The organism is Ochrobactrum sp. PL_is483 (assembly GCF_055816855.1).
The window spans coordinates 24,358-45,056 of the sequence record NZ_JBVPGS010000018.1; the positions used below are offsets into that span (position 1 = coordinate 24,358).

20 protein-coding genes are annotated in these 20,699 nt (G+C 57.7%); 9 read left to right on the top strand and 11 right to left on the bottom strand.

The features are described from left to right. Positions 1-85: 85 nt before the first annotated feature. From AC0TNJ_RS00870 to AC0TNJ_RS00885, 4 genes are all read right to left on the bottom strand, one after another. Positions 86-1,036, bottom strand: a complete 951-nt coding sequence (locus AC0TNJ_RS00870; RefSeq protein WP_473769927.1) for an NUDIX hydrolase — start codon at positions 1,034-1,036, stop codon at positions 86-88. Between the two features lie 59 nt (positions 1,037-1,095). Then, entirely contained in the window at positions 1,096-1,923 is an 828-nt protein-coding gene (panB, locus tag AC0TNJ_RS00875; RefSeq protein ID WP_473769928.1) for a 3-methyl-2-oxobutanoate hydroxymethyltransferase, read from the bottom strand. Between the two features lies 1 nt (position 1,924). Continuing rightward, positions 1,925-2,794, bottom strand: a complete 870-nt coding sequence (gene panC / locus AC0TNJ_RS00880) for a pantoate--beta-alanine ligase (protein WP_473769929.1) — start codon at positions 2,792-2,794, stop codon at positions 1,925-1,927. 75 nt (positions 2,795-2,869) lie between these two features. Continuing rightward, entirely contained in the window at positions 2,870-4,126 is a 1,257-nt protein-coding gene (locus tag AC0TNJ_RS00885) for an alpha/beta hydrolase (protein ID WP_473768797.1), read from the bottom strand. A gap of 224 nt (positions 4,127-4,350) precedes the next feature. Between AC0TNJ_RS00885 and AC0TNJ_RS00890 the strand changes: the two genes are divergently transcribed. Beyond that, on the top strand, positions 4,351-5,304 hold the full coding sequence (locus AC0TNJ_RS00890) for a ring-cleaving dioxygenase (RefSeq protein WP_473768798.1): 954 nt from the start codon (positions 4,351-4,353) through the stop codon (positions 5,302-5,304). A 132-nt stretch (positions 5,305-5,436) separates the two neighbouring features. Here the strand turns inward: AC0TNJ_RS00890 and AC0TNJ_RS00895 are convergent, their stop codons facing one another. The 3 genes from AC0TNJ_RS00895 to AC0TNJ_RS00905 form a co-directional block, all read right to left on the bottom strand. Then, entirely contained in the window at positions 5,437-6,990 is a 1,554-nt protein-coding gene (locus tag AC0TNJ_RS00895) for a VOC family protein (protein WP_473769930.1), read from the bottom strand. Positions 6,991-7,343: 353 nt separating this feature from the next. Then, on the bottom strand, positions 7,344-8,039 hold the full coding sequence (locus AC0TNJ_RS00900; RefSeq protein WP_122000632.1) for an LrgB family protein: 696 nt from the start codon (positions 8,037-8,039) through the stop codon (positions 7,344-7,346). Further along, complete coding sequence (locus AC0TNJ_RS00905) at positions 8,026-8,433, bottom strand: CidA/LrgA family protein (RefSeq protein WP_473769931.1); 408 nt, start codon at positions 8,431-8,433, stop codon at positions 8,026-8,028. Before AC0TNJ_RS00905 ends, AC0TNJ_RS00900 begins: the two co-directional genes overlap by 14 nt. A gap of 108 nt (positions 8,434-8,541) precedes the next feature. Here AC0TNJ_RS00905 and AC0TNJ_RS00910 point away from each other — a divergent pair, with 108 nt between their 5' ends. Further along, a complete protein-coding gene (locus tag AC0TNJ_RS00910; protein ID WP_473768801.1) occupies positions 8,542-9,432 on the top strand; it encodes a LysR family transcriptional regulator in 891 nt (296 codons plus the stop codon). 143 nt (positions 9,433-9,575) lie between these two features. After that, on the top strand, positions 9,576-9,761 hold the full coding sequence (locus AC0TNJ_RS00915; RefSeq protein WP_122000634.1) for a hypothetical protein: 186 nt from the start codon (positions 9,576-9,578) through the stop codon (positions 9,759-9,761). Between the two features lie 68 nt (positions 9,762-9,829). Here AC0TNJ_RS00915 and AC0TNJ_RS00920 read toward each other — a convergent pair whose 3' ends face one another. Next, on the bottom strand, positions 9,830-9,976 hold the full coding sequence (locus AC0TNJ_RS00920; protein ID WP_122000730.1) for a YjiS-like domain-containing protein: 147 nt from the start codon (positions 9,974-9,976) through the stop codon (positions 9,830-9,832). A gap of 335 nt (positions 9,977-10,311) precedes the next feature. Here AC0TNJ_RS00920 and AC0TNJ_RS00925 point away from each other — a divergent pair, with 335 nt between their 5' ends. From AC0TNJ_RS00925 to hemA, 4 genes are all read left to right on the top strand, one after another. Then, positions 10,312-10,917, top strand: a complete 606-nt coding sequence (locus AC0TNJ_RS00925) for a glycosyltransferase family 29 protein (RefSeq protein WP_473769932.1) — start codon at positions 10,312-10,314, stop codon at positions 10,915-10,917. A gap of 190 nt (positions 10,918-11,107) precedes the next feature. Beyond that, positions 11,108-11,875 carry a glycosyltransferase family 25 protein gene (locus AC0TNJ_RS00930; RefSeq protein WP_122000636.1) on the top strand — a complete coding sequence of 256 codons (768 nt, stop codon included), beginning with the start codon at positions 11,108-11,110 and terminating at the stop codon, positions 11,873-11,875. Between the two features lie 7 nt (positions 11,876-11,882). Further along, complete coding sequence (locus AC0TNJ_RS00935) at positions 11,883-12,584, top strand: polysaccharide deacetylase family protein (RefSeq protein WP_473769933.1); 702 nt, start codon at positions 11,883-11,885, stop codon at positions 12,582-12,584. Positions 12,585-12,809: 225 nt separating this feature from the next. Beyond that, complete coding sequence (gene hemA, locus AC0TNJ_RS00940; RefSeq protein ID WP_473769934.1) at positions 12,810-14,087, top strand: 5-aminolevulinate synthase; 1,278 nt, start codon at positions 12,810-12,812, stop codon at positions 14,085-14,087. A gap of 51 nt (positions 14,088-14,138) precedes the next feature. Here the strand turns inward: hemA and AC0TNJ_RS00945 are convergent, their stop codons facing one another. Next, positions 14,139-14,621 carry a DUF2938 domain-containing protein gene (locus AC0TNJ_RS00945; RefSeq protein ID WP_473769935.1) on the bottom strand — a complete coding sequence of 161 codons (483 nt, stop codon included), beginning with the start codon at positions 14,619-14,621 and terminating at the stop codon, positions 14,139-14,141. A gap of 73 nt (positions 14,622-14,694) precedes the next feature. On the opposite strand from AC0TNJ_RS00945, the gene AC0TNJ_RS00950 reads away from it, so the two are divergent. Then, positions 14,695-15,117 (top strand): helix-turn-helix domain-containing protein, encoded by a 423-nt coding sequence (locus tag AC0TNJ_RS00950; RefSeq protein WP_473769936.1) that lies wholly within the window; start codon positions 14,695-14,697, stop codon positions 15,115-15,117. Positions 15,118-15,119: 2 nt separating this feature from the next. Here AC0TNJ_RS00950 and AC0TNJ_RS00955 read toward each other — a convergent pair whose 3' ends face one another. Beyond that, on the bottom strand, positions 15,120-16,286 hold the full coding sequence (locus AC0TNJ_RS00955) for a pyridoxal phosphate-dependent aminotransferase (RefSeq protein ID WP_473769937.1): 1,167 nt from the start codon (positions 16,284-16,286) through the stop codon (positions 15,120-15,122). Positions 16,287-16,442: 156 nt separating this feature from the next. Then, positions 16,443-16,856, bottom strand: coding sequence for a large conductance mechanosensitive channel protein MscL (gene mscL / locus AC0TNJ_RS00960; RefSeq protein WP_113475843.1), 414 nt, complete (start codon positions 16,854-16,856; stop codon positions 16,443-16,445). Between the two features lie 319 nt (positions 16,857-17,175). Between mscL and AC0TNJ_RS00965 the strand changes: the two genes are divergently transcribed. Continuing rightward, complete coding sequence (locus tag AC0TNJ_RS00965; protein ID WP_473769938.1) at positions 17,176-20,691, top strand: PAS domain-containing hybrid sensor histidine kinase/response regulator; 3,516 nt, start codon at positions 17,176-17,178, stop codon at positions 20,689-20,691. Positions 20,692-20,699 lie beyond the last annotated feature (8 nt).

Consider the following 20,699-nt stretch of genomic DNA (forward strand, 5'->3'; position numbering starts at 1 on the left):
ACTTTTGCTGGAAATGCTTGCCTACCAATTATACTCAATTTGAGTATTTCGTGTTCACGAACTTATACTCGATTCGAGTATATTGTCAATCGCGAGAAATTGGCAGCTTGGCTCCGGCCAGATGACGCTCGGAAAGGGCACGTTCTTCGACAATCGAGTAGCGGAAACGGAACAATTTTGCCGGGCGACCCCCGGTTTCGCTGTCGCTTTCGCCGGTTTCCTCGACGAGATCCTGCTGTTCGATCAGGCGGCGGAAATTCTGCTTGTGCAGACGCAGCCCCGCCAGCGCTTCGACGGTTCGCTGCAATTGCAGGAGGGTGAAACTTTCCGGCATCAGCTCAAACACCACCGGACGATACTTGATCTTGGCGCGCAGCCGCGCAATCGCAGTGGCAAGGATGCGGCGATGATCGGCGAACATGGAACGGCCGTTCTCGTCTTCCTGCATGCCGGCCTCCGCCACCAGGCCAGCCTCGTAAAGAAGCTCGTAACGCTGGAGTACGAGGTCTTCATTCCAGCGCCCGCTCCAATCTCCGCTCTCAAAGCCGAAAGTGAAGGCGATCCGCCGCATGCGCTGCGCCGTCAGTTCCGGCGTTTCAGCCCGGTAGGCCCAGACGAGCAAGGCATTGTTGAGATGCTCCATGATGGCCGGTTCGCCCTGACGGTGATCTTCCCACGGCAGATAATCATACCAGCCGCGCCATCCCGCCTGCCCCGCAGCCGCATCGCTTTCACGCACAAGGCCAAGATAGCTGATCGAGATGATGCGCTCGCCCTGCGCATGGCGGTCACGATCGGCAAAGGTGTAGAGCTGCTCCAGATAACCGACCGGATGGGCGGTTTCCGACTGCACCCAGGCGCGCAGGCCCGACTGCAAAGAACGGTGCTCGCTTTCGAACGGGCCGGACGGCAGAGCCTGCCCCTGCCGCACGGTCATGACGCGCGGCTGTTCGCCGGTAACAGCTGCCAGCACGGCTATCAATTCGGTATGGGCAATATCGTCAGTCACGGCAACTCCGGAAAACACTCCCGACATTGAACGCGATTGACGAATAATTACAAGGCGCTACCGCCATACGGCACAGAATTTAGGGGTTAGGCTTTCGGTTTCGCGCCAAAAACATGCTCCGGCCCCGGAAATGCGCGCGCCCGCACCTCTTCTGCGTAGGCCTTTGCCGCATCGGACACCTGCGGCGCCAAATGCGCGAAACGCTTCACGAAGCGCGGCGTGAAATCCTGAAACAGCCCCAGCATGTCGTCGGAGACCAATATCTGCCCATCGCAGGCAGCAGATGCCCCAATGCCGACTGTGGGGATGGCAAGCGATGCAGTGATCTCACGCGCCAGCGGCTCGACCGTACCTTCGATAACCAGCGCAAAGGCACCGGCATCGGCAATGGCCTGCGCATCGCGGCGAATGCGGTCGGCCTCTTCATCGCCGCGCCCAAGCGAGCGAAAACCGCCAACCGTGTTGACCTGTTGCGGCATAAGCCCGACATGACCGAACACGGGAATGCCGCGACGCACCAGAAAATCGACCGTTTCGGCCATTTCCTCGCCACCTTCGAGTTTGACGCCGTCACAGCCGGTTTCCTGCATCACGCGGGCGGCATTGCGGAACGCCTGTTCCTTCGATTCCTGATAGGAACCGAACGGCATATCGACAATAACGCAGGCGCTCTCGACGCCGCGCATCACCGCCTGTCCGTGGGCGATCATCATGTCGAGCGTCACGGCAAGGGTGGAATCCATGCCGTAGAGCACCATGCCCAGTGAGTCTCCCACCAGCAACAGGTCGCAATGCGGATCGAGCAGCCGCGCAATCGGCGTCGTATAAGCGGTGAGGCTGACAATGGGGCGTTCGCCCTTGAGGGCGGAAATGGCCTTGGGCGTCAGTCGCTTTTGCTTGACGGGGGCACTCATCTCAGGCCGCCCGTTCCTGTGCGACATGCGCAATAACACGATTATCAAGGAGCCGCGTGGTGCCGAACCGCACGAACAGCGCAAGCAGCACCGGACGTCCCTGCACCGCCGTCACGCGTTCCAGTGTATCGGGATCGCGCAGCGCCACCACTTCGGGCGTAGCCAGCGGTTCAGTAGAGATGAAGGCGCGGATTGCCGCTTCCAGCGTATCAGGATCGTCCATGCCGGAACGATAAAGCCGTTCAGCCTCGTCCAGTGCTTTTGGCACAATGATAGCGGCGGCGCGCTGTTCCGGCGTCAGATAGACATTACGGGACGAACAGGCGAGACCATCATCCTCGCGCACCGTTTCGACACCGACGATGCGCACCGGAATGGCCATATCGTCCACCATGCGGCGGATAATGACGAGCTGCTGAAAATCCTTTTCGCCGAAATAGGCGGCATCGGGACCAACGATATTGAAGAGCTTGCTCACTACGGTCGCAACACCGGCAAAATGGCCGGGACGCGCCTCGCCTTCCATCTGGTTGCCAAGCGTCGGCACATCCACCACGGTTTGCATCGGGCGTGGATACATGTCGCTGACGGCTGGCGCGAAGAGGTAATCGACCTCTGCTCCGCGCAGGAGAGCTGCGTCGCGCTCCAGATCGCGCGGATATTTGTCGAGATCTTCATTGGCGCCAAATTGCAGCGGATTAACGAAGATCGACACAACCGTCACGTCATTGTCGGCGCGCGACCGATGAACCAGTTCCAGATGGCCTTTATGGAGATAGCCCATGGTCGGCACGAAACCGATGCGTTTTCCGGCCCTTCTTGCGGGCGTCAAAGCCTGACGCAATTCCTCAATGGTGCGGATGATCTGCATGAGGTCCTCCTCGCGGCCCGAATTTTCTGGCCGCGAGTCCTACAGCGTCAGCTCAAATATGACAACTCCTAGCACTTACTGCGTCGGGATCGTCACGGCACCGACCGTATTGCCGACAGCGCGACCGAAACGATCAATCTGTTCGTCGTAGGTTTTGCGTGTGTTCGGATCGAACACGGCAATCGGCGCTGTCACCACCAGCGAAGCTGCCGTGCCGACACCCTGTGCCGTACCGATTGCCACCGCGCCCAGCCGGTCACCGAGACCAACCTGCGAGTCCGTGATGGTCTGACCGGCAACAAGGCGCTGACCGATCAGCTGCACGACTTCCGGGCTTGCGGCAAACTTGCCATGGTTGAGACGGTCTCCCGCCTTCAGCTGCGTCAGGTCGATAACGGTAATGCCTGCTTTTTCCAGCTCGGATCGATACGGCTCAACCGACGGGTCGATCTGGCCGAGACGGTCAATATTGCCCGAAATACGCCGTGACAATGCCAGCGCCTTGTCATCCCGGGAGGTGAACAATGTGAAGCGCGGATGCTCCTTGCCCATGGCAAGAAACTGCTTCGAAAACACATCGACGTCGAGATCGGGCGACGCCAGAATGACGTCCGTTACCTTCGCGTTCACGCGGCCATCGCGGATCGCCATCTGCCGCAGGGCTTCAACCGTCAGCCAGCTCCCCATTGAGTGGGCCATGACGGTAATATCCTTGACCTCCGGCTCACGCGCGATGGCGCGCAGAATCTGCTCCAGCGCATCGCGGGAATAGTTTGTGCTTTCCTTGTCGTAATTATAGTCGAACACGCTGGCGCGCGACGGCCAGGTGAAGATCACCGGCGCGACATCGGCACCGGAATCATGCACGATCTGGGCAAAGCGATAGACGGAATCCTCAAACGTATTGTTGAAGCCGTGCACGAAAACCATCACGCGGCGGCTCTTGGTGAGATGAGGACGGACCCAGCCTGCCATTTCCACATCGGTCTTGACTGGCGTCACGCTGACGGTGGTGAAATCTGTCTGCGGATTGGGCGGCAGCTTCTTCGGCCACTGCACTTCACCCGCCTTGCGGTTCTTTTCCGGCGGAATGGACACGACGATCTCGTTGAGCGACACAAGCTTGTCGCGCTCGCCGGAGAAAAGTATGCCCGGATTATCGGATGGGCGGCGCGTGGTTGCAACGACAAGGTTGACCTTGGTCGTGCCGGGAGAAGCGACATCGCCAATGGGGACGAGCACACCTTCAGGCCGACTGGCACAACCGGCGAGCAGAGACATCAGAACAAGCAACGCAGGGGCAGTCCGAGAAAAAATGCGCCGCAAAACCAAACTCCCTCAACGCTACGCCAGCAGGCCTCTTACACCGGAATCTTGAAGGTTAATATATTCTTTACGTGAAACTTTCTGCCAAGCCCCAATTATCCACCATTGTCGGAACGCAGGGCGATTGCGGCTTATGGGTTACACACTGTTCAACACGTGATACTTTCCTCTTGGTCAGCACAGTCCGATATATCCGCCAACAGCAACTCCGCTTCCAAAGGAGGCACACTATGGCATTGGAACTGACAGGGCTGCACCATCTGACAGCCATTACCGCCGACGCGCCCGGCAACCGGCGCTTTTATACCGACACGCTTGGGCTGAGGCTGGTCAAGAAGACCGTCAATCAGGACGATACAAGCGCGTATCACCTCTTCTATGCGGATGGTCTGGCCTCGCCCGGCACCGACATAACGTTTTTCGACTGGCCGGTGCAGCGTGAACAGCGCGGCACGAACAGCGTCGCCCGGACGGGCCTGCGCGTCAACGGAGTCGAAAGTCTGGAATGGTGGCGCAAGCACCTGAACGATAAAGGAATCCAGGCAGGCGATATTTTCGAAGTTGCAGGACGGGCCGTTTTAGACTTCGAGGACCCGGAAGGACAGCGCCTGCGCCTGACCGACGATGGCGGGGCGGGCGAAGCGCATAGCTGGGACAGGAGCCCTGTTCCCGCAGAACGCCAGATCCGCGGGCTCGGACCGATCACGCTCAGCGTTCCCGAACTGGCACCGACCCAGATCATTCTGGAAAAGGTCATGAACATGCGCCAGACGGGCGACTATGTTTCTCCCGATGGTGAAGGTCACGTCCATATCTTCTCCATGGGCCCGGGCGGTGCCGCAGCGGAACTGCATGTCGCGGTACAGCCGAACCTGCCAACCGCATGGCAGGGTGCGGGTGCGGTTCACCATGTTGCATTCCGCACGCCCGATCAGGAAAGCATGCAGGAATGGGTGGATCGTCTGCGGTCCGTGCGTATGCCGTCAAGCGGCGAAGTCGAACGCTACTATTTCCGCTCGCTCTACTTCCGTGAGCCGAATGGCATCCTGTTCGAGATCGCGACCGACGGTCCCGGCTTCGCGGTTGACGAACCGCTCGAAAGTCTCGGCGAAAGCTTGTCGCTCCCGCCTTTCCTTGAAGGAAAACGCGAAGCCATCGAGCGAAGCCTGAAACCGCTCGATTAATGCAACAATATCAGGGCGCTAAGATGCCAATGCATCACGCCCTGAAAATGCTCAATCGCGGCAGGGGCTTAACCAGTCCAGTTCATTAAAACATAGTACAAGGGCTGCGGAATTCTCCGCAGCCCTTGTTGTTTATATCTTGTCGCGAAGCCAGTCGCCCGCGATGCGGATGTCTTCATCTATGAGAGCATGCCCGGCTTCAACCGTGCTTACCGTGAGCGCAGCTCCATCGTCTTTCAGAACTTTTTCCAGCGTTCCGCTCCCATCCCCAAAGGGATCGGAAGCGCCATTCATCAGAAGCACCGAAGCGTCCGACAAATCCGCCCCTTCGGGCTGCTCTTCGAGAACCTCCTGACCGCGCAGAAGAACCGCCGTGCGAACTACATGCGGGTGAAGACGCATGAATGCAGCCAACAGATTAGCGCCGTTGGAGTTACCGATAAACGCCGTCCGGCTCAGGTCGATGCCATAAGCGGCGGCGGCGCCCTCGACAAAAGCCTCGAACGCCTGTGCTTCAAAACGGATGTCGGCCTGATCGAATTTTTTCAGATCGAAGCGGCGAAACCAGCGCTGGATGCCCTCTTCCGTGCTGCGTCCACGCACGCCCAGAAGCGTCGCGCGCGGCGCGGCCTTGCGGGCGAAAGGCATCAGGTCATTTTCGTTCCCGCCAGTACCGTGCAAGAGCACCAGCGTACTGCCATCCGGATCTTCGGGCTGGTGTATCCGGTGAACGAAAGGCAGGTCGCGATAGATGACGCGCTCTTCGCCCGGCAGGGCAAATTGCGGCATCCGCGCCCGGATAGCATCAGCCTTTTCCTCATTGCCCGGCGGCACGAACAGAAACTCCCCCAGTATCTCAACAGGCTCGTCTATCGTGAAGCCCGGTGCATCGGTTGCAAATTCGAACAGCGTTCCGGCGGGCTCGCGTACATAGAGCGACGTGAAATATTTGCGGTCGTGAACATTGACGGCGCTGGAATTCAGCTTCGACAATTCCTTCTCGGCCTTTTCCACGTCACCCATATCGGCGGCACGGAAAGCCACATGATCGGCAATTCCCGCACCGGGAATGCCCGGCCAGAAACCACCTGCATCGCGCACATCGATGGCATCGCCAGAATCCGAGAGAAGGCGATCTATCGTGCCTTCTTTGGCCGAAGGCCTGAAACCGAAATAGCGCTCGATGAAACCGGAGGTCTGTTCCGGCGCTTCGGACAGAATGGTCGCGGCACGCAGGCGCCTGACCGCGAAAGCTGCTGGAATGCCTTCGCTTTCCCACGCATCGTTGGCGGCAAGATCGCAGCCGACCAGCTTGACGATCACACCGTCCGGGTCACGCAGGCGCAGGACAGGTTCACCGAATTCCTGAACCGGCCCTTCGGACGGCACATGATAGCGCAAGGCGCGCTCAAGCCAGAAACCGATGGCGGTGCGATCAATCGCGAGCGCAATTTCACTGACCTGCCCGTGGCCGACACGCCCCCTGGAGCCGTCCTCCCACACCAGAAACGTTATCAATGATCCGGGTGTGCCCGAACGGTCGCCATAGAACAGATGCAACTGCTCGGCATCTTCAAACCCGCCCGTTTGCTTGACGATACGCAATCCCAGAAAGCCGACATAGAAATCGACGTTCGCCTGCACTTTTCGGGTGATGAGGGTGATGTGGTGGATGCCGCTTGTCATGGACGCTGTCTCCCCGATTTAGAACTTGCACCAGAAATAGACCAGATGCTGCGGCTTGCCTATGGGGACGCGCGGTTACGCATTGTCAACGCATGGAGCGAAAACGAAGTGGAAATACTGGAGAGTTGAAAAAGAAAAAGGCCGCGCGGGAGGAGGATGCGCGGCCTGATCTTGAATACGGCTTGGGAGGAGGAGTGCCGTATTCCTTATCGAGTTCTGGGAGGAGGAGTGAACTCGATGAACAGATGTTTACCCGGCTCCCTCGCCTGCGGCAACGGCCATTAATGCATATCAGTTATGCAAAGACGCTGGCGCTCGGGTTGGAAGCAGACTCATCCTTGAAAATCAGGTGTTTACAGAAAATGGGCAATCAAGGGTGCGGCAAGTACATTCACCAGCCCGACCAGTACCATGACCAGCCCGGCGATCGAACCTTCTTCACTGCCGATCTGGTGGGCCTTGGCCACGCCAGCGCCGTGTGCGCCCATGCCGAAAAGAGCGCCGCGCGCCAATGTAGAGCGGATCGGCAGCCAGTTGAGCATGACTTCACCGAGCGCCGCGCCGAATACGCCGGTGAGAACCACAAAGATCGCAGTCAGGTCCGGCGTGCCACCGATGTCGCCCGAGACAGTCATCGCAAAGGGCGTGCTCATCGAGCGCGGCATGAGGCTCAGGCTGATTGCTTCATTCAGTCCCAGCAGATGCGCCAGCCCCCAGGCCGATGCCATGGCAGAGGAACTTCCGACGACCACGCCTGCCAGAAGAACCGGCCAATAGCGACGGATCGTGGCGCGCTGCTGGTAAATCGGGATTGCAAAAGCCACTGTTGCAGGCCCAAGAAGCGCGACCAGCCAATGGGTGGCGCTGAAATAGCCGCGATAATTCTGATTGAGCCCAATGACCAGCGCCATCAGCAGCAAGGGCGTGACGGCAAGCGGTGTCAGCCACCACATGGGAAAGCGGCGATAGACACGCTTGGCGGCAAGATAAAGCAGGATCGTTGCGGCGGACCAGAAAAGTGTCGCTACAAGCGGATTACTTAGCGACATAACGCAGGCTCCAGCGGTAGCAGAGATCGACCGTCAATGCGGTAACACTCATGACCGTCAATGTGCCCAGCAAGATTACAGCCATGATTTTGAGGCCAAGCAGTCCTATCAGCTCCCGATGCTCAAGAACTGCGAGCACTGCGGGAACAAAAAAGAGCAACATTTCAGCCAGAAACCATTCTGCTCCGCGCTTCATGCTGAACAGGCTGATACGCCCACTCAAAAGCAGCGCCAGCACCAGCCCCATACCCACAATGCCGCCCGGAAGAGGCAGTCCGACGAGCCGGACAAACAGCTCGCCCGCCAGCCAGAAGCCGACCAGCGTCGCGATCTGCATCAGGCGGCTGTGATGCAGGGCGTAACGAAACCGGATCAGGAGGCTGTGGGCGTTCATGGCTTTTCCAATGGGAACGGAGGCATTTTCACCAGGGAATATAAGCTCTTCATCTCTATTCTAGAAATGAATTGATTTCATTGCAGCCATTCCGTAATAGAATAGCTCATGAACTTGCGCAGCTTCCAGGCTTTTGTCGAAGTGGTGCGGCAAGGCGGTTTTTCCGCCGCCGCAAAAACCATCAACGCGACCCAGTCTACCGTCAGCAAGGCGGTCAGGCAGCTTGAGGATGAGCTGGGGCTGGTTCTGCTGGATCGCGAAATCTCGCCCTCCCGCCTCACGACAGCAGGTGAGATCGTCTTTCGGCGCGCAATTGCGATGCTGGCCGAAAGGGACGACATGCTGGCCGAGCTTGATGAACTGCGCGGCCTCAAGCGTGGCCTCCTGAAACTCGGCCTGCCGCCGATCGGGTCCAGCGTGCTTTTCGCGCCTGTGTTTGCCGCCTATACGAAGCTTTATCCCGAGATTGACATTCAACTGGTCGAGCATGGCAGCCGAAGGCTTGAGGAGCTTCTGCTTGCCGGGGATGTGGAACTCGCAGCTTCGCTCCTCCCGGTCGCAGACAGTTTCGAATGGCAGGATGTGCGATGCGAACCGGTTGTTGCGCTGCTTCCGACCAGCCACGCGGTGGCGCAGGGCGACGGCGTTTCGTTGCAGGATATCGCCAGCTTGCCCTTCATCCTTTTCGAGAGCGGTTTTGCCCTCAACCATATCATCCTCGACGCTTGTCGTTCGCACGGATTTTCTCCCAACGTTGCTGTCCGCTCCAGTCAGATTGATTTCATCGTGGAGCTTGTTGCTGCAGGCATGGGCATCGGCTTCCTGCCGAGAATGATTGCGGAACAGCGGCATCATCCAGGCGTGCGCATACACAGGATCAAGGGCGCCGATGTGAGCTGGCATCTGGCACTGATCTGGCGAAAAGGCGCATTCCTGTCTCATGCCGCGCGCGCATGGCTTGAGCTGAGCAAGGCCGGAACCGGCACCGTATCGTCTTGAAACCCGCGCCCCATCGCCTATCTCAAAGAGATATCCCGTCTGGATAAGTGCCTTTTGGCGCCACTTCAGCCATAGGCCCATATTGTAGAACATTGAAACCGCTGACGGATTTCTGTTCTGCGCTTCATCAGAAGGAGGCTGTTATGGAAGGTCAGGTTATATTCTATAAGGACGACAGGATCATCTACCGGCACCATATCGACGTGCAGGAAGACGACTATTCAAAGGGCGTCAACGACGCGCTCATCGCTTTCCAGCGCAACTATGCAGGCTTCGACCTCGCAGGCGACAATATTCACATCCGCTTCAAGAAACCGGGTGATGTGTAGATTTTGGAAGATCGTGCGGATTGAAGCCGGGCCGGCTCCCGAAAGGGGAAACGGCCCCATTTGCCAGCTCAAGCAAAAGCAGCTTCGCGGGCAACGCGATGAATGTCGCCGCGTGAAAGTCCGAGATCGGAAAGCTCGCGGTCGGTGCAGCCATTGAGTTCACGCACGTTTTCGCGATATTGCATCCAGCGATGGAAATGGGCACGAAGAGTCATTGCGGTATCCCCTTTTTTATCTTCCTCCCGATAATGAGCTTCCGCCTTTCCCGGTCTTTTGAGAAGTGCGTTTCCTGCATGGCTGCCGTGACCGTAGCGAAATCCCAGCATTTCCACCGGATTTCCTTTTCCCTTAAGAAATAGCCTCCCAATATCGTAATCATTGTGTAATGCTGGTTTGGATATAGCTGCCGTTTCACAACCGGCACCGGTTCGTTCCAGAGCGGTTCCGGTTAAAACGGAACCGTTGGAGCTGCTTTATCTATTTTACGCATGTCTTTATCCCGAAGCGTTCTCACTTTCGGGAGGCATGCTCCTAATTCGAGTTAGAATGCATGAAAAAGACATTGATCATCGTCGGCAACGCGCCTTTGGCGCGCGACCTTTCTGCCGAAGTGGATGCGGCGGATTTTGTTGTCCGTTTCAATGAGCCGATCGGGATGAGCGGCACCCGTACCGATCTGCTGATGCTGGCAACCACCAGCAAGCCCATGCAACGGCGCCTCAGCGATCCGAGCTTCCTCCAGACGCCGACTTTCAAGGCAGCCAAGGAAGTGATGCTTGCCTATCATCCCAGCATCATTCGCAAATATCACCCGGTGCCAAACTTTCTTTCCCGCCTCAAGGGACGGCGTAGCGACTGGACGATGCAAACCATCGAAATCATTGGTTCGGCCGGCAAGGAAATTCGGATCATGCCACCGCAATTCTATTTGGCCGGATGCAGAGAGTTGGGCATAGCTGAAGAGAATTTAAGCAAAATCTTTCCAAGTACTGGCTTTTTCGGCATCTGGTACATGCTCGGAGAGTGCCCGGAGGAAAGCTGGGACGTGAAAATCTGCGGGTTCACCTGGGAAGGATGGAAACGCCACGCCTGGGGAGATGAGCGCAGCTGGGTTGAACAGAAAATCAAGTCCGGTCGCATCAGCCTTATCCAATAACCGCGCCCGAAACATGGGGCGCGAAACCGGTGCCTTGCCAACGGCTTTTAGCTCGCCGGAAGGCTGGTGCCGGCGACAGACCAAGGATTGGCAGGATGTCGACCACGCCGATATTGTCGAGCTGGGCTGGAAGCCTGTCTCCCGAAAATTTCCTGGAGCTTTTTCAGGCGCTTCAAGATAGATAAGGACCATGAGCGAAACGCGTCCCGACATCACCCCGCCTGATGGCCCGCCTGGAGCCGTCAAAGCTTTCATCATTCATCTGGAGCGCGCCAGCGACCGGCAGCCGCAAGTTGAAGAGCTGGTGCGAAAGCTGCCTGTCGAGACCGAAGTGATAAACGCCGTCGACGGGCGCACGCTCGATGCGCAGACGATTACCCGCGTCTATCGGCGGTCGGTGCACACGCCCCGCTATCCATTTCAACTCAGCACGAACGAAATCGCCTGCTTTCTTTCGCATCGAAAGGCCTGGCAGGCAATTGTTGACCAAGGATTGGATGCTGGTCTCGTACTTGAAGACGATGTGGAACTGACGTCGGAATTTGCCGCAGCCTATTCGGCAGCTTGCAAAATTCTTCAGTCCGACAGTTTTATCCGCTTCCCCTTTCGCGAGCGGGAGAGCGGACGCACAGTTCTGACAACGGAAAGTTCAAGGATCATCGAACCGATGCCGGTCGGCCTTGGCATGGTCGCCCAGCTTGTCGGGCGCGATGCAGCGCAGCGATTGCTGTCCGCAACCGAAATTTTCGACCGGCCCGTCGACACCACTGCGCAAATGAACTGGGTCACCGGGCTGAAACCGTTGTCCGTCCTGCCGGGCGGCGTGAAAGAAATATCGGTGCAACTGGGCGGAAGCACGATCCAGAAATCGCGTTCCCTGCCGGATAAGCTGAAGCGCGAAATCCTGCGTCCGCTCTATCGCTGGAAGATAAAATCGCGCTCGCGTGCAGCTATTTGAGGTTCCTGTGTCTGTTCCGATTTTTCTTTATCACCAGATCGATGTCCCGCCGAAGCATCGCGCCCCCTTCCGCAGCATGACGGTCCATCCCGATCGTTTTCGCCAGCAGATGGCCTGGCTGAAAAGGTTGGGCTATCGTGGCTTGTCAGTGCGGGACGCAATTCCTTACATCTACGGCGGAAAGCAGGGAAAAGTCGCCGTCATCACTTTTGACGATGGCTTCGAGAATGTTTTTCGCAATGCCCTGCCTGTTCTCCAGGAATTTGGCTTCACGGCAACGAACTATTTCGTCGCCAACCAGATTGGCGGCTTCAATCTATGGGACCAGGGGATCGGCGTTGCGCCCGCTAACTGCATGAGCGTTGCCCAAATGCGCGAATGGGCGGATCTTGGTCACGAGGTGGGTTCCCATACGCTCGACCATATTTTCCTTCCAGACGCGAGCGAAAAGGATGCCATTGAGCAGATTCAGCAGTCGCGAACAAAGATCGAAGACCTGCTCGGTAGCGAAGTCACGTCTTTCGCTTATCCTTATGGTGGAGAAAACGCGGCGACACGCAAGATCGTCGAAGCGGCAGGTTATAAAAACGCGACGACGACAGAAAAGCGCCGCGCACGATCAACTGACGATCCGTTCGGCATTCCGCGCCTCACCATCAGGCGTAATGACATATTACCGCAATTCCTGTTGAAGACCTTTATGCGCTGAGCCGGGGGCGCGTTGGTGTGGTGCATGCCCAATGTCACGCAAGTCAGCCATGCCCCCACGCTTATGGTTCGTGATGAAAATTGACTGTCATTATTACCAGTGTTGAGCCTATAGGCTTGATTTCGATCAATGCTGCTTCACGCAAACGTGGCAAATTGCCCCCCGATGCGCCATGGACGGCAAGTGCCAAAAGCGCTAGTTAGGGCACAGATTAAGGAGCGCATTATGGACTATCGCCGTTTTTTCGAAGAAGCGATCGACCAGTTGCACGCCGAGAAGCGTTACCGCGTTTTTGCAGATCTTGAACGCATTGTCGGACGTTTCCCCCGAGCTATCTGGCGCAACAATGGCACTGCCCGTGAAATCACCGTCTGGTGTTCCAATGACTATCTGGGCATGGGACACCACGCCAACGTCATCAAGGCTATGTGCGACACCGCTGGCAATGCGGGTTCAGGTTCGGGCGGCACGCGCAATATTTCCGGCAATAATCATCCGCTGGTCGAACTGGAAAACGAACTAGCCGATTTGCACGGCAAGGAAGCCGGTCTCGTCTTCACATCGGGCTTTGTTTCCAATGAAGCCTCGATTTCCACGATTGCCCGGCTGCTACCGAACTGTCTTATTCTTTCCGACGAACTGAACCATGCTTCGATGATTGAAGGCGTGCGTCGTTCGGGAGCGGAAAAGAAGATTTTCCGTCACAATGACGTCGAGCATCTGGAACAGCTTCTGAAGGCAGCCGATCCTGCACGCGCGAAGCTGATCGTGTTTGAATCCGTCTATTCGATGGACGGCGATATCGCGCCAATCGAGAAGATTGCCGATCTGGCCGACAAATATAATGCCATGACCTATATCGATGAAGTTCATGCGGTTGGCATGTATGGCGCACGCGGCGGTGGCATTACCGAGCGCGATGGCCTCGCACATCGCATCGATATTATCGAAGGCACGCTTGCAAAGGCCTTTGGCGCTCTCGGCGGTTACATTACCGGCTCACGTGCAATTGTCGATGCGGTGCGCTCCTATGCGCCGGGCTTCATCTTCACCACCTCTCTGCCTCCGGCAGTCGCTGCTGCCGCAACCGCTGCGATCCGGCATCTGAAAACGTCGCAGACGGAGCGTGACGGCCAGCAGCGCCAGGCCCAGCGTGCCAAGGATGTGCTTTCCGCGGCGGGTTTACCCGTCATGCCATCGGAAACCCATATCGTACCAATTCTGGTTGGCGACCCCGAACTTTGCAAAAAGGCCAGCGACCGTTTGCTTGAAGTGCACGGCATCTATATCCAGCCGATCAATTATCCGACCGTTCCACGCGGCACCGAAAGGCTGCGCATCACACCGTCGCCTCTGCATGACGACGCTTTGATCGACGGTCTCAAGGATGCCTTGCAGGAGGTGTGGAATACACTCGGTATTCCTTTTGCCGAGCCTGCGGTCTCACAGCCTGCCAGTTCTGAGCGGATTATTCCGCTGATGGTCTCCAAAGCTGGTGGCTGACAAACAGGATTATTCGAATAAAAGGCCGGGTGAACCGGCCTTTTTGCTGCCTCAGAAGATGAGCTTGGCTGCCAGAGCCGCAAGATAAAGCCCAGCTCCGAACCATAGATGCATCACGACACTCCAACCCCTGGCAACCCATGGCCGGGGTGTCTTCCGCGCGGCGATTCCTGCGCCCATCCCCGGCTGCATGATAAAAAACGGAGCGGCGACGGTCAGCAATCCGAAGGCAAGCGCTGGCAGGAACTGCGGCGACTGCACCCATTCCCCCCCGCTGACGGCAGCCAGAATAGCTGCAAACAGCACACCGATCGCATAATGAAGGCTCCAGCCGAGAAGTTTCTCTCCCTGAAATGGTGCGCTGGCGACGATGCGTTCGTGCACGAAGCGTCCCTGCAGCATATGGCCGAACCAGCGACCCACCAGCCCATAATCCAAATTCGCAACGCCGAACAACCGCCCTCTGACCACCGCCCAGACATCCGTGATGAGTGTCGCTCCCACACCAATGAAAACGACCTGAAAAACAAACATTTACCTTTCCTTTCCACTTGCGCGGATCGTTGAAAAGGCAGATTCTACAAGTTAAAGCCAACTTGAGGTCAACATGAAAGATCTGGACATTGCAGAAGTCGCGAAAGTGACGGGCGTTCCCGCATCGACCCTGCGCTACTATGAAGAAAGGGGCTTGATTGCGTCGCATAGCCGGCGGGGCTTGCGTCGTGTTTTTGATCCCGGCGTTGTGACCAAGCTGTCCCTGATCGCTCTCGGACAAGCGGCTGGTTTTTCGCTTGATGATATTGCGGGCATGTTCGGGCCAGATGGCCACGTCTCGATCAGCCGTGAAACCCTGTCGTCGAAGGCGGATGATCTTGACCGTACAATTGCGCATCTGATAGCACTGCGAGACGGGCTGCGTCATGCGGCCACCTGTCCCGCCGAAAGTCATATGGAGTGCCCGACCTTCCAGCGTCTGATGAAGGCCGCGGCAAACCGTGGCCCCCGCGCCAATTCAACCGGCAAGCGATAAGCTCACAGCTTTTCGATCCAGCGCACCAACCGCGATGCGGCTTCATCCACCTGATGTGGATCGCGGCAGAAACAAAGGCGGAAGAAGCCCTCCCCGCCAAGGCCGAATGCGCCGCCGGGCGCCAGCCCCACCTCGGCATTGTCCACTATATCGATGGCTGCCTTGACGGAATCCCCGACCCCATCCACGCCGAAGAAAAGATAAAATGCGCCCTGTGGCGGCGTCAGGCGAACTTTTCCTGTCGACAATAGCGAAGCACACAGGCGGTCACGCGTTGAACGCGCGCGTTCGACCTGCATCGAAATAAAGTCATCCCCTTCATCAAGCGCGGCAACGGCACCACGCTGCATGAATTGCGCGACGCCCGAATTCGAATATTGGATCAGGTTTTCAACAACCGGCCCCAAAGACGGGTGCACCGTCATCCAGCCTATACGCCAGCCGGTCATAGCCCAATTCTTGGAGAAGGAATTGACGAAGATGATGCGATCATCCGGCTCCATGATGTCCATGAAGGACGGAGCACGGCCACCGCCATAATAGAAATGGGTATAAATCTCGTCGGCGATGATCCACAGACCATGCTTGCGGGCCAGATCGAGAACGAATTGCAATGTTTCCCGATCCGCCGTCCAGCCAGTGGGATTGGATGGCGTGTTGATGAAGAGCGCCTTCGTGCGCGGCGTAATGGCGGCAGCAATCTTCTCTGGATCAAGCATCCAGCCATTGGCGCCGAATTCCAGCTCGACCGGAACCGGAATGGCGCCAGCGAGACCAGCCGCGCCGACGAAATTGGGCCAGGCCGGCGAAAGGTAAATCGCCTCTTCGCCCGCTCCCACGGTTGCGGTCAGCGCCATTTCGATGGCATGCATGCCGGAACCGGTGACATAGAAGTTCTCCGGTTTCAGAGGCAGCGGAAAATGGCGGGCGTGATAGCGAGCCAGTGCTTCCCGCAATTCGGGTATGCCTGCCTGCCAGGTATAGAAAGTCTCCCCGTCAGCGATGCCTTTTTGGGCCGCTGCGCGAATGAAATCGGGTGTCGATAGATCGCCCTCGCCCACCCAAAGCGGAATAAGCCCTTCGCGTCCGCGCCCGTGATTGGCGACCGTCACAATTCCGCTTTCCGGCGACTGGGCTGCTTCCCTACGAAGATTGGCAATGAGCGTCATGTTTCCCCGCGTTGGACTTTGATTTTGATTTCGTGCTTATCAAGGCCCGTCAGCGAAATCACGCGGCTTTTTGTGATGGTCCGATCAAACGCTTTTATGGATCAAAAGAAAACGGAGCCACAAGGGCCCCGCTCTCATTCAGCCGTTTTTGATAGATCAGGCTTTCTGCTTTGCCAGAAGATCGCGGATTTCGGTCAGCAGGACCTCTTCGCGCGGTGCTTCCGGTTCCGGCTTTGCTTCTTCCTTCTTCTTCATGCGGTTCATTCCCTTCACCACCAGGAACAATACCCATGCGATGATCAGGAAGTTGATGAGAAGCGTAATGAAGTTGCCATAGGCGATGGTCGCACCGGCGTCACGGGCGGCAGCCAGGGTGGTCTTGGGTTCACCCGCCAGCTGTATGAACATGTTCGAAAAGTCGATACCGCCGGTGATAAGACCGATGATCGGCATGATGATGTCATTGACGATGGAATTGACGAGGCCGCCGAACGCCCCGCCGATGATAACACCGATGGCCAGATCGACCATATTGCCCTTCAGGGCGAATTCCTTGAATTCCTTTAACATTCCTGTCTCCCTCACGAACGCGGACCGCTTGGGCCGTCCTGCTGCGGCAGCGCTCGCCAAATCAACCTGGGCACCAGATAAACTGGCAGTGGATGGCAAAGCCGTTTTCCAAGAGCGCAACCGAAAAGCGCCTTGTCATTTCAAACCAGTCCTGAAAAGGGCCCTGCACTTTCAGGATCACACCGTCAGTGTGTAGACGAAAATTACCAAAGAAAAGATAAAGCGGCGAAAACGCACTGTTTTTGATCAATAATCTTGCGCGAGCGCACTGAAAGTGCTTGCGTCATTCCTCATCGAGGAGTGAGGGAACAAGCCGGCTATGCAGGGCTGGGGTATCATTGGCGCCGCCTTTTTGTATCTGCTGCTGCTCTTCGCGGTAGCCAGCATCGGCGACCGGCGCACGTCGCGCTGGAACAGCGCGCCACGTCCCTATATCTACGCGCTCAGCCTGGCCGTTTACTGCACCTCCTGGACGTTTTTCGGCTCTGTCGGCTTATCCGCGCAGCGCGGCCTTGAGTTCCTCGGAATCTATATCGGGCCCATCCTCGTCTTCACGCTCGGCAACCGATTGTTGCGGCATATCGTGCGGTTGGCGAAATCCGAACACATCACGTCGATTGCCGATTTTCTCGCCGCCCGCTACGGCAAAAGCTTTGGCGTCGCGTCCCTTGCAACCTGCATCGCAGCCGTCGGCTCGATCCCCTATATCGCGCTACAGCTCAAGGCCGTCTCAGGAAGCGTCGGCCTCGTCATGGAGCATTACGGGTCGGCCATCGACCCGTCCGTGTTCCTGTTCGGTGATATCTCCCTGCCCGTTGCCGCCGTGCTCGCCGTCTTTGCGATCCTTTTCGGCACGCGCCACACAGACGCCACCGAGCACCAGAACGGCCTTATTCTGGCGGTGGCCCTGGAATCCGTCATCAAGCTTTGCGCCTTCCTGACCGTTGGCTTTGCCTGCACTTTCTTCCTGTTCGGCGCTCCGTCGCAGCTCATCAACCAGATATCCCAGTCGCCTGAGGCGCTGGAAGCGTTTCACTATCAGACGTCTATCGGCACATGGATCGTGCAAAGTGCGCTCAGCGCCGCGGCCATCATCATGCTGCCGCGACAGTTCCACGTGACAGTCGTGGAAAGCCGCAGCGAAAAGGAACTGCGAACCGCCTCCTGGCTGTTTCCGCTTTATCTGATCCTCATCAATATTTTCGTGTTTCCCATTGCGCTGATTGGCGTGATGACACTCGGAGGCAATGTCAGCGGAGACCTGTATGTTCTGGCCCTGCCGCTGGCAGCTGGTGCGCACTGGCTCGCACTGGTGGCTTTTCTCGGCGGGTTGTCGGCTGCAACGGCGATGGTCATCGTCGCCTGCGTGGCGCTTTCGATCATGATTTCCAACCATCTGGTGCTGCCGCTTTTCATACGGCGGCTGGCCAAGCAGCACGCCGCTGAACAGCGCGACCTGACCAAAATCATTCTGAACACGCGCCGTCTCACCATTATTGGCATTCTGGCGCTGGCATTTGCCTATTATCGCTTCACCTCCAACAACATCCATCTGGCTTCGATCGGCTTTGTTTCCTTTGCTGCGATTGCCCAATTCGTGCCAGCCTTCATCGGAGGGCTGTTCTGGCGCAATGCCAATGGGCGCGGCGCCATGCTGGGTCTCTCGGCCGGGTTTCTGGTCTGGGCCTACACGTTGCTGCTGCCAACCATGGCGCCGGAAAATGCCGCCATTTTGCGCGAGGGTTTTCTTGGCTTTACCGCATTGCGCCCGGAAGCGCTTTTCGGGACCAATGCTCTTCCCCTGACCAACGGCGTGGTATGGAGCCTTGCGGCCAATACGCTGTTCTACGTTCTCGGTTCGCTCTCGCGCGCCTCAACGCCGCTGGAACGCATTCAGGCCAGCATCTTCCTGCCGCGTTATGTCATCGGCACACCGACGCTGAAACGTTTTCGCACGACTGTCACTGTCGCCGAGCTGAAAGCCACCATGGCGCGCTATCTAGGCGCCGAACGCGTGGAACGCGCTTTCCTCCGCTTTGAGGGAAGGGAACAGCGGCGACTTGACCCCGGCATGACCGTCGATACGCCTTTGATCCGCCATGCGGAGCAATTGCTTGGCACGGCAGTCGGCTCTGCATCTGCACGGCTTGTTCTGTCACTTCTGTTGCAAAAGGGCGATGCGTCCGGACGCGATGCGCGACAGCTCCTGGACGATGCTTCGACGGCTTTGCAACACAACCGCGACCTGCTGCAAACCGCGCTCGACCAGATGGAACAGGGCATCACCGTTTTCGACAAGGACTTGCGGCTCACCTGCTGGAACCGGCAATTCCGCAAGCTTTTCGATCTCCCCGACGAGGTGATGCAGGTTGGAATACCCGTTTCAGAAATCGTGGAACAGCTGCACCGTCGCGGCGATATATCATTCAACGGCCAGCACAGCGCCATACGCTCGCTTGCGGCTGCGCGCCAGCCATGGCGCATCACCATGAAATCGACCGGCAAGGTGCTGGAAATCCAGTCCAATCCCATGCCGGATGGCGGCATCGTCGCGACCTATACCGACATCACGGCAGCAGTTGAAGCGGATGTCACGCGCCAGAAGGCGGCTGAGATGCTGGAGCAGCGCGTGGCGGATCGCACGGCGGAACTGACCCGTGTCAACCAGCAGCTCGCCAAGGCGCAAGCCGCAGCGGAAGAAGCCAATCAGGGGAAGACGCGGTTTCTTGCGGCTGCCGGTCACGACATTCTGCAACCGCTCAACGCGGCCAGACTGTACAGCACCGCACTTGCCGAAAGACTGGGGCGTTCCGAAACCAGCGAATTCGCCCGCAATATCGATTCCTCGCTGGAAGCCGTGGAAGCAATTCTCGGCATGGTGCTGGATATTTCACGGCTGGACACCGGATCGCTCAAACCCGAACTCTCGGTGTTTCGCCTCGACAAGCTGATGAGCCAGATTGCAACCGACTTCACGCCGCTTGCCGCCGCCAAGGGGCTGAAACTGCGCGTTGTACCATCGAGCATCGTCGTCAAAACGGACCGCAACATGCTGCGGCGCCTGATCCAGAACCTCGTCTCCAATTCGATCAAGTATAGCCGCAAGGGCGGCATTTTGCTCGGCGTCCGCCGCCGTGGGGCCTTTGTGGAATTGCAGGTGCTCGATACCGGCATAGGCATTCCTCCGCAAAAGCTGAAACTCGTCTTCCGCGAGTTCACCCGGCTGGATGAGGGAATGCGGGAAGCCGAAGGGCTTGGTCTTGGCCTTTCCATCGTCGACCGCATCGCAAGGCTTTTGTCGCTGCCGCTCGCTCTGGCGTCAACGCCCGGCAAGGGCACGATGTTCACCCTTCGCATTCCTGTCTCGCAGGAAAAAGTACCCGCTGACGAAGTGAAGAGCCGCCGGGGCCTGCAACGGGCGCTGGAACTGACAGGGCTCGATGTTCTCTGCATCGACAATGACGCGAGCATATTGTCGGGAATGGAGACGCTGCTTCGTGGCTGGGGATGCCGGGTCACGACGCTGCACAGCGGAGCTGCGTTGAAAAGCTATTGCGCGGACCATTCCGTTCCGCCCGACGTGATTGTCGCCGATTATCACCTGCTGAACGAAAACGGTCTCGATATGATCGGTTTTGCCCGCGAAACGTTTCAGACGGAGATACCGTCCATCCTGCTGACAGCCGATCGTTCCAAGGAAGTACGCCAGCGCGCCGAAGATGAAAACGTCACGGTTTTGCACAAGCCGCTTCGGCCTGCGGCCCTCCGCTCCCTGTTATCGCATTTTCATCATGCGCGGCAGGACAACCAGTCCGCGCAGAATGCCGCTCAGTAGCAAGGGCA

Excerpts from the sequence above, each read along its gene's own strand:
- AC0TNJ_RS00920 (WP_122000730.1), bottom strand. The coding sequence starts at position 9,976 with ATGACTCTTCGTGCCCATTTCCATCGCTGGATGCAATATCGCGAAAAC.
- AC0TNJ_RS00965 (WP_473769938.1), top strand. The coding sequence starts at position 17,176 with ATGCAGGGCTGGGGTATCATTGGCGCCGCCTTTTTGTATCTGCTGCTG.
- AC0TNJ_RS00910 (WP_473768801.1), top strand. The coding sequence starts at position 8,542 with ATGAACTTGCGCAGCTTCCAGGCTTTTGTCGAAGTGGTGCGGCAAGGC.
- AC0TNJ_RS00945 (WP_473769935.1), bottom strand. The coding sequence starts at position 14,621 with ATGTTTGTTTTTCAGGTCGTTTTCATTGGTGTGGGAGCGACACTCATC.
- AC0TNJ_RS00915 (WP_122000634.1), top strand. The coding sequence starts at position 9,576 with ATGGAAGGTCAGGTTATATTCTATAAGGACGACAGGATCATCTACCGG.
- AC0TNJ_RS00900 (WP_122000632.1), bottom strand. The coding sequence starts at position 8,039 with ATGTCGCTAAGTAATCCGCTTGTAGCGACACTTTTCTGGTCCGCCGCA.
- mscL (WP_113475843.1), bottom strand. The coding sequence starts at position 16,856 with ATGTTAAAGGAATTCAAGGAATTCGCCCTGAAGGGCAATATGGTCGAT.
- AC0TNJ_RS00895 (WP_473769930.1), bottom strand. The coding sequence starts at position 6,990 with ATGACAAGCGGCATCCACCACATCACCCTCATCACCCGAAAAGTGCAG.
- AC0TNJ_RS00930 (WP_122000636.1), top strand. The coding sequence starts at position 11,108 with ATGAGCGAAACGCGTCCCGACATCACCCCGCCTGATGGCCCGCCTGGA.
- AC0TNJ_RS00925 (WP_473769932.1), top strand. The coding sequence starts at position 10,312 with ATGAAAAAGACATTGATCATCGTCGGCAACGCGCCTTTGGCGCGCGAC.
- hemA (WP_473769934.1), top strand. The coding sequence starts at position 12,810 with ATGGACTATCGCCGTTTTTTCGAAGAAGCGATCGACCAGTTGCACGCC.
- AC0TNJ_RS00870 (WP_473769927.1), bottom strand. The coding sequence starts at position 1,036 with ATGTCGGGAGTGTTTTCCGGAGTTGCCGTGACTGACGATATTGCCCAT.
- AC0TNJ_RS00905 (WP_473769931.1), bottom strand. The coding sequence starts at position 8,433 with ATGAACGCCCACAGCCTCCTGATCCGGTTTCGTTACGCCCTGCATCAC.
- AC0TNJ_RS00890 (WP_473768798.1), top strand. The coding sequence starts at position 4,351 with ATGGCATTGGAACTGACAGGGCTGCACCATCTGACAGCCATTACCGCC.
- panB (WP_473769928.1), bottom strand. The coding sequence starts at position 1,923 with ATGAGTGCCCCCGTCAAGCAAAAGCGACTGACGCCCAAGGCCATTTCC.
- panC (WP_473769929.1), bottom strand. The coding sequence starts at position 2,794 with ATGCAGATCATCCGCACCATTGAGGAATTGCGTCAGGCTTTGACGCCC.
- AC0TNJ_RS00955 (WP_473769937.1), bottom strand. The coding sequence starts at position 16,286 with ATGACGCTCATTGCCAATCTTCGTAGGGAAGCAGCCCAGTCGCCGGAA.
- AC0TNJ_RS00950 (WP_473769936.1), top strand. The coding sequence starts at position 14,695 with ATGAAAGATCTGGACATTGCAGAAGTCGCGAAAGTGACGGGCGTTCCC.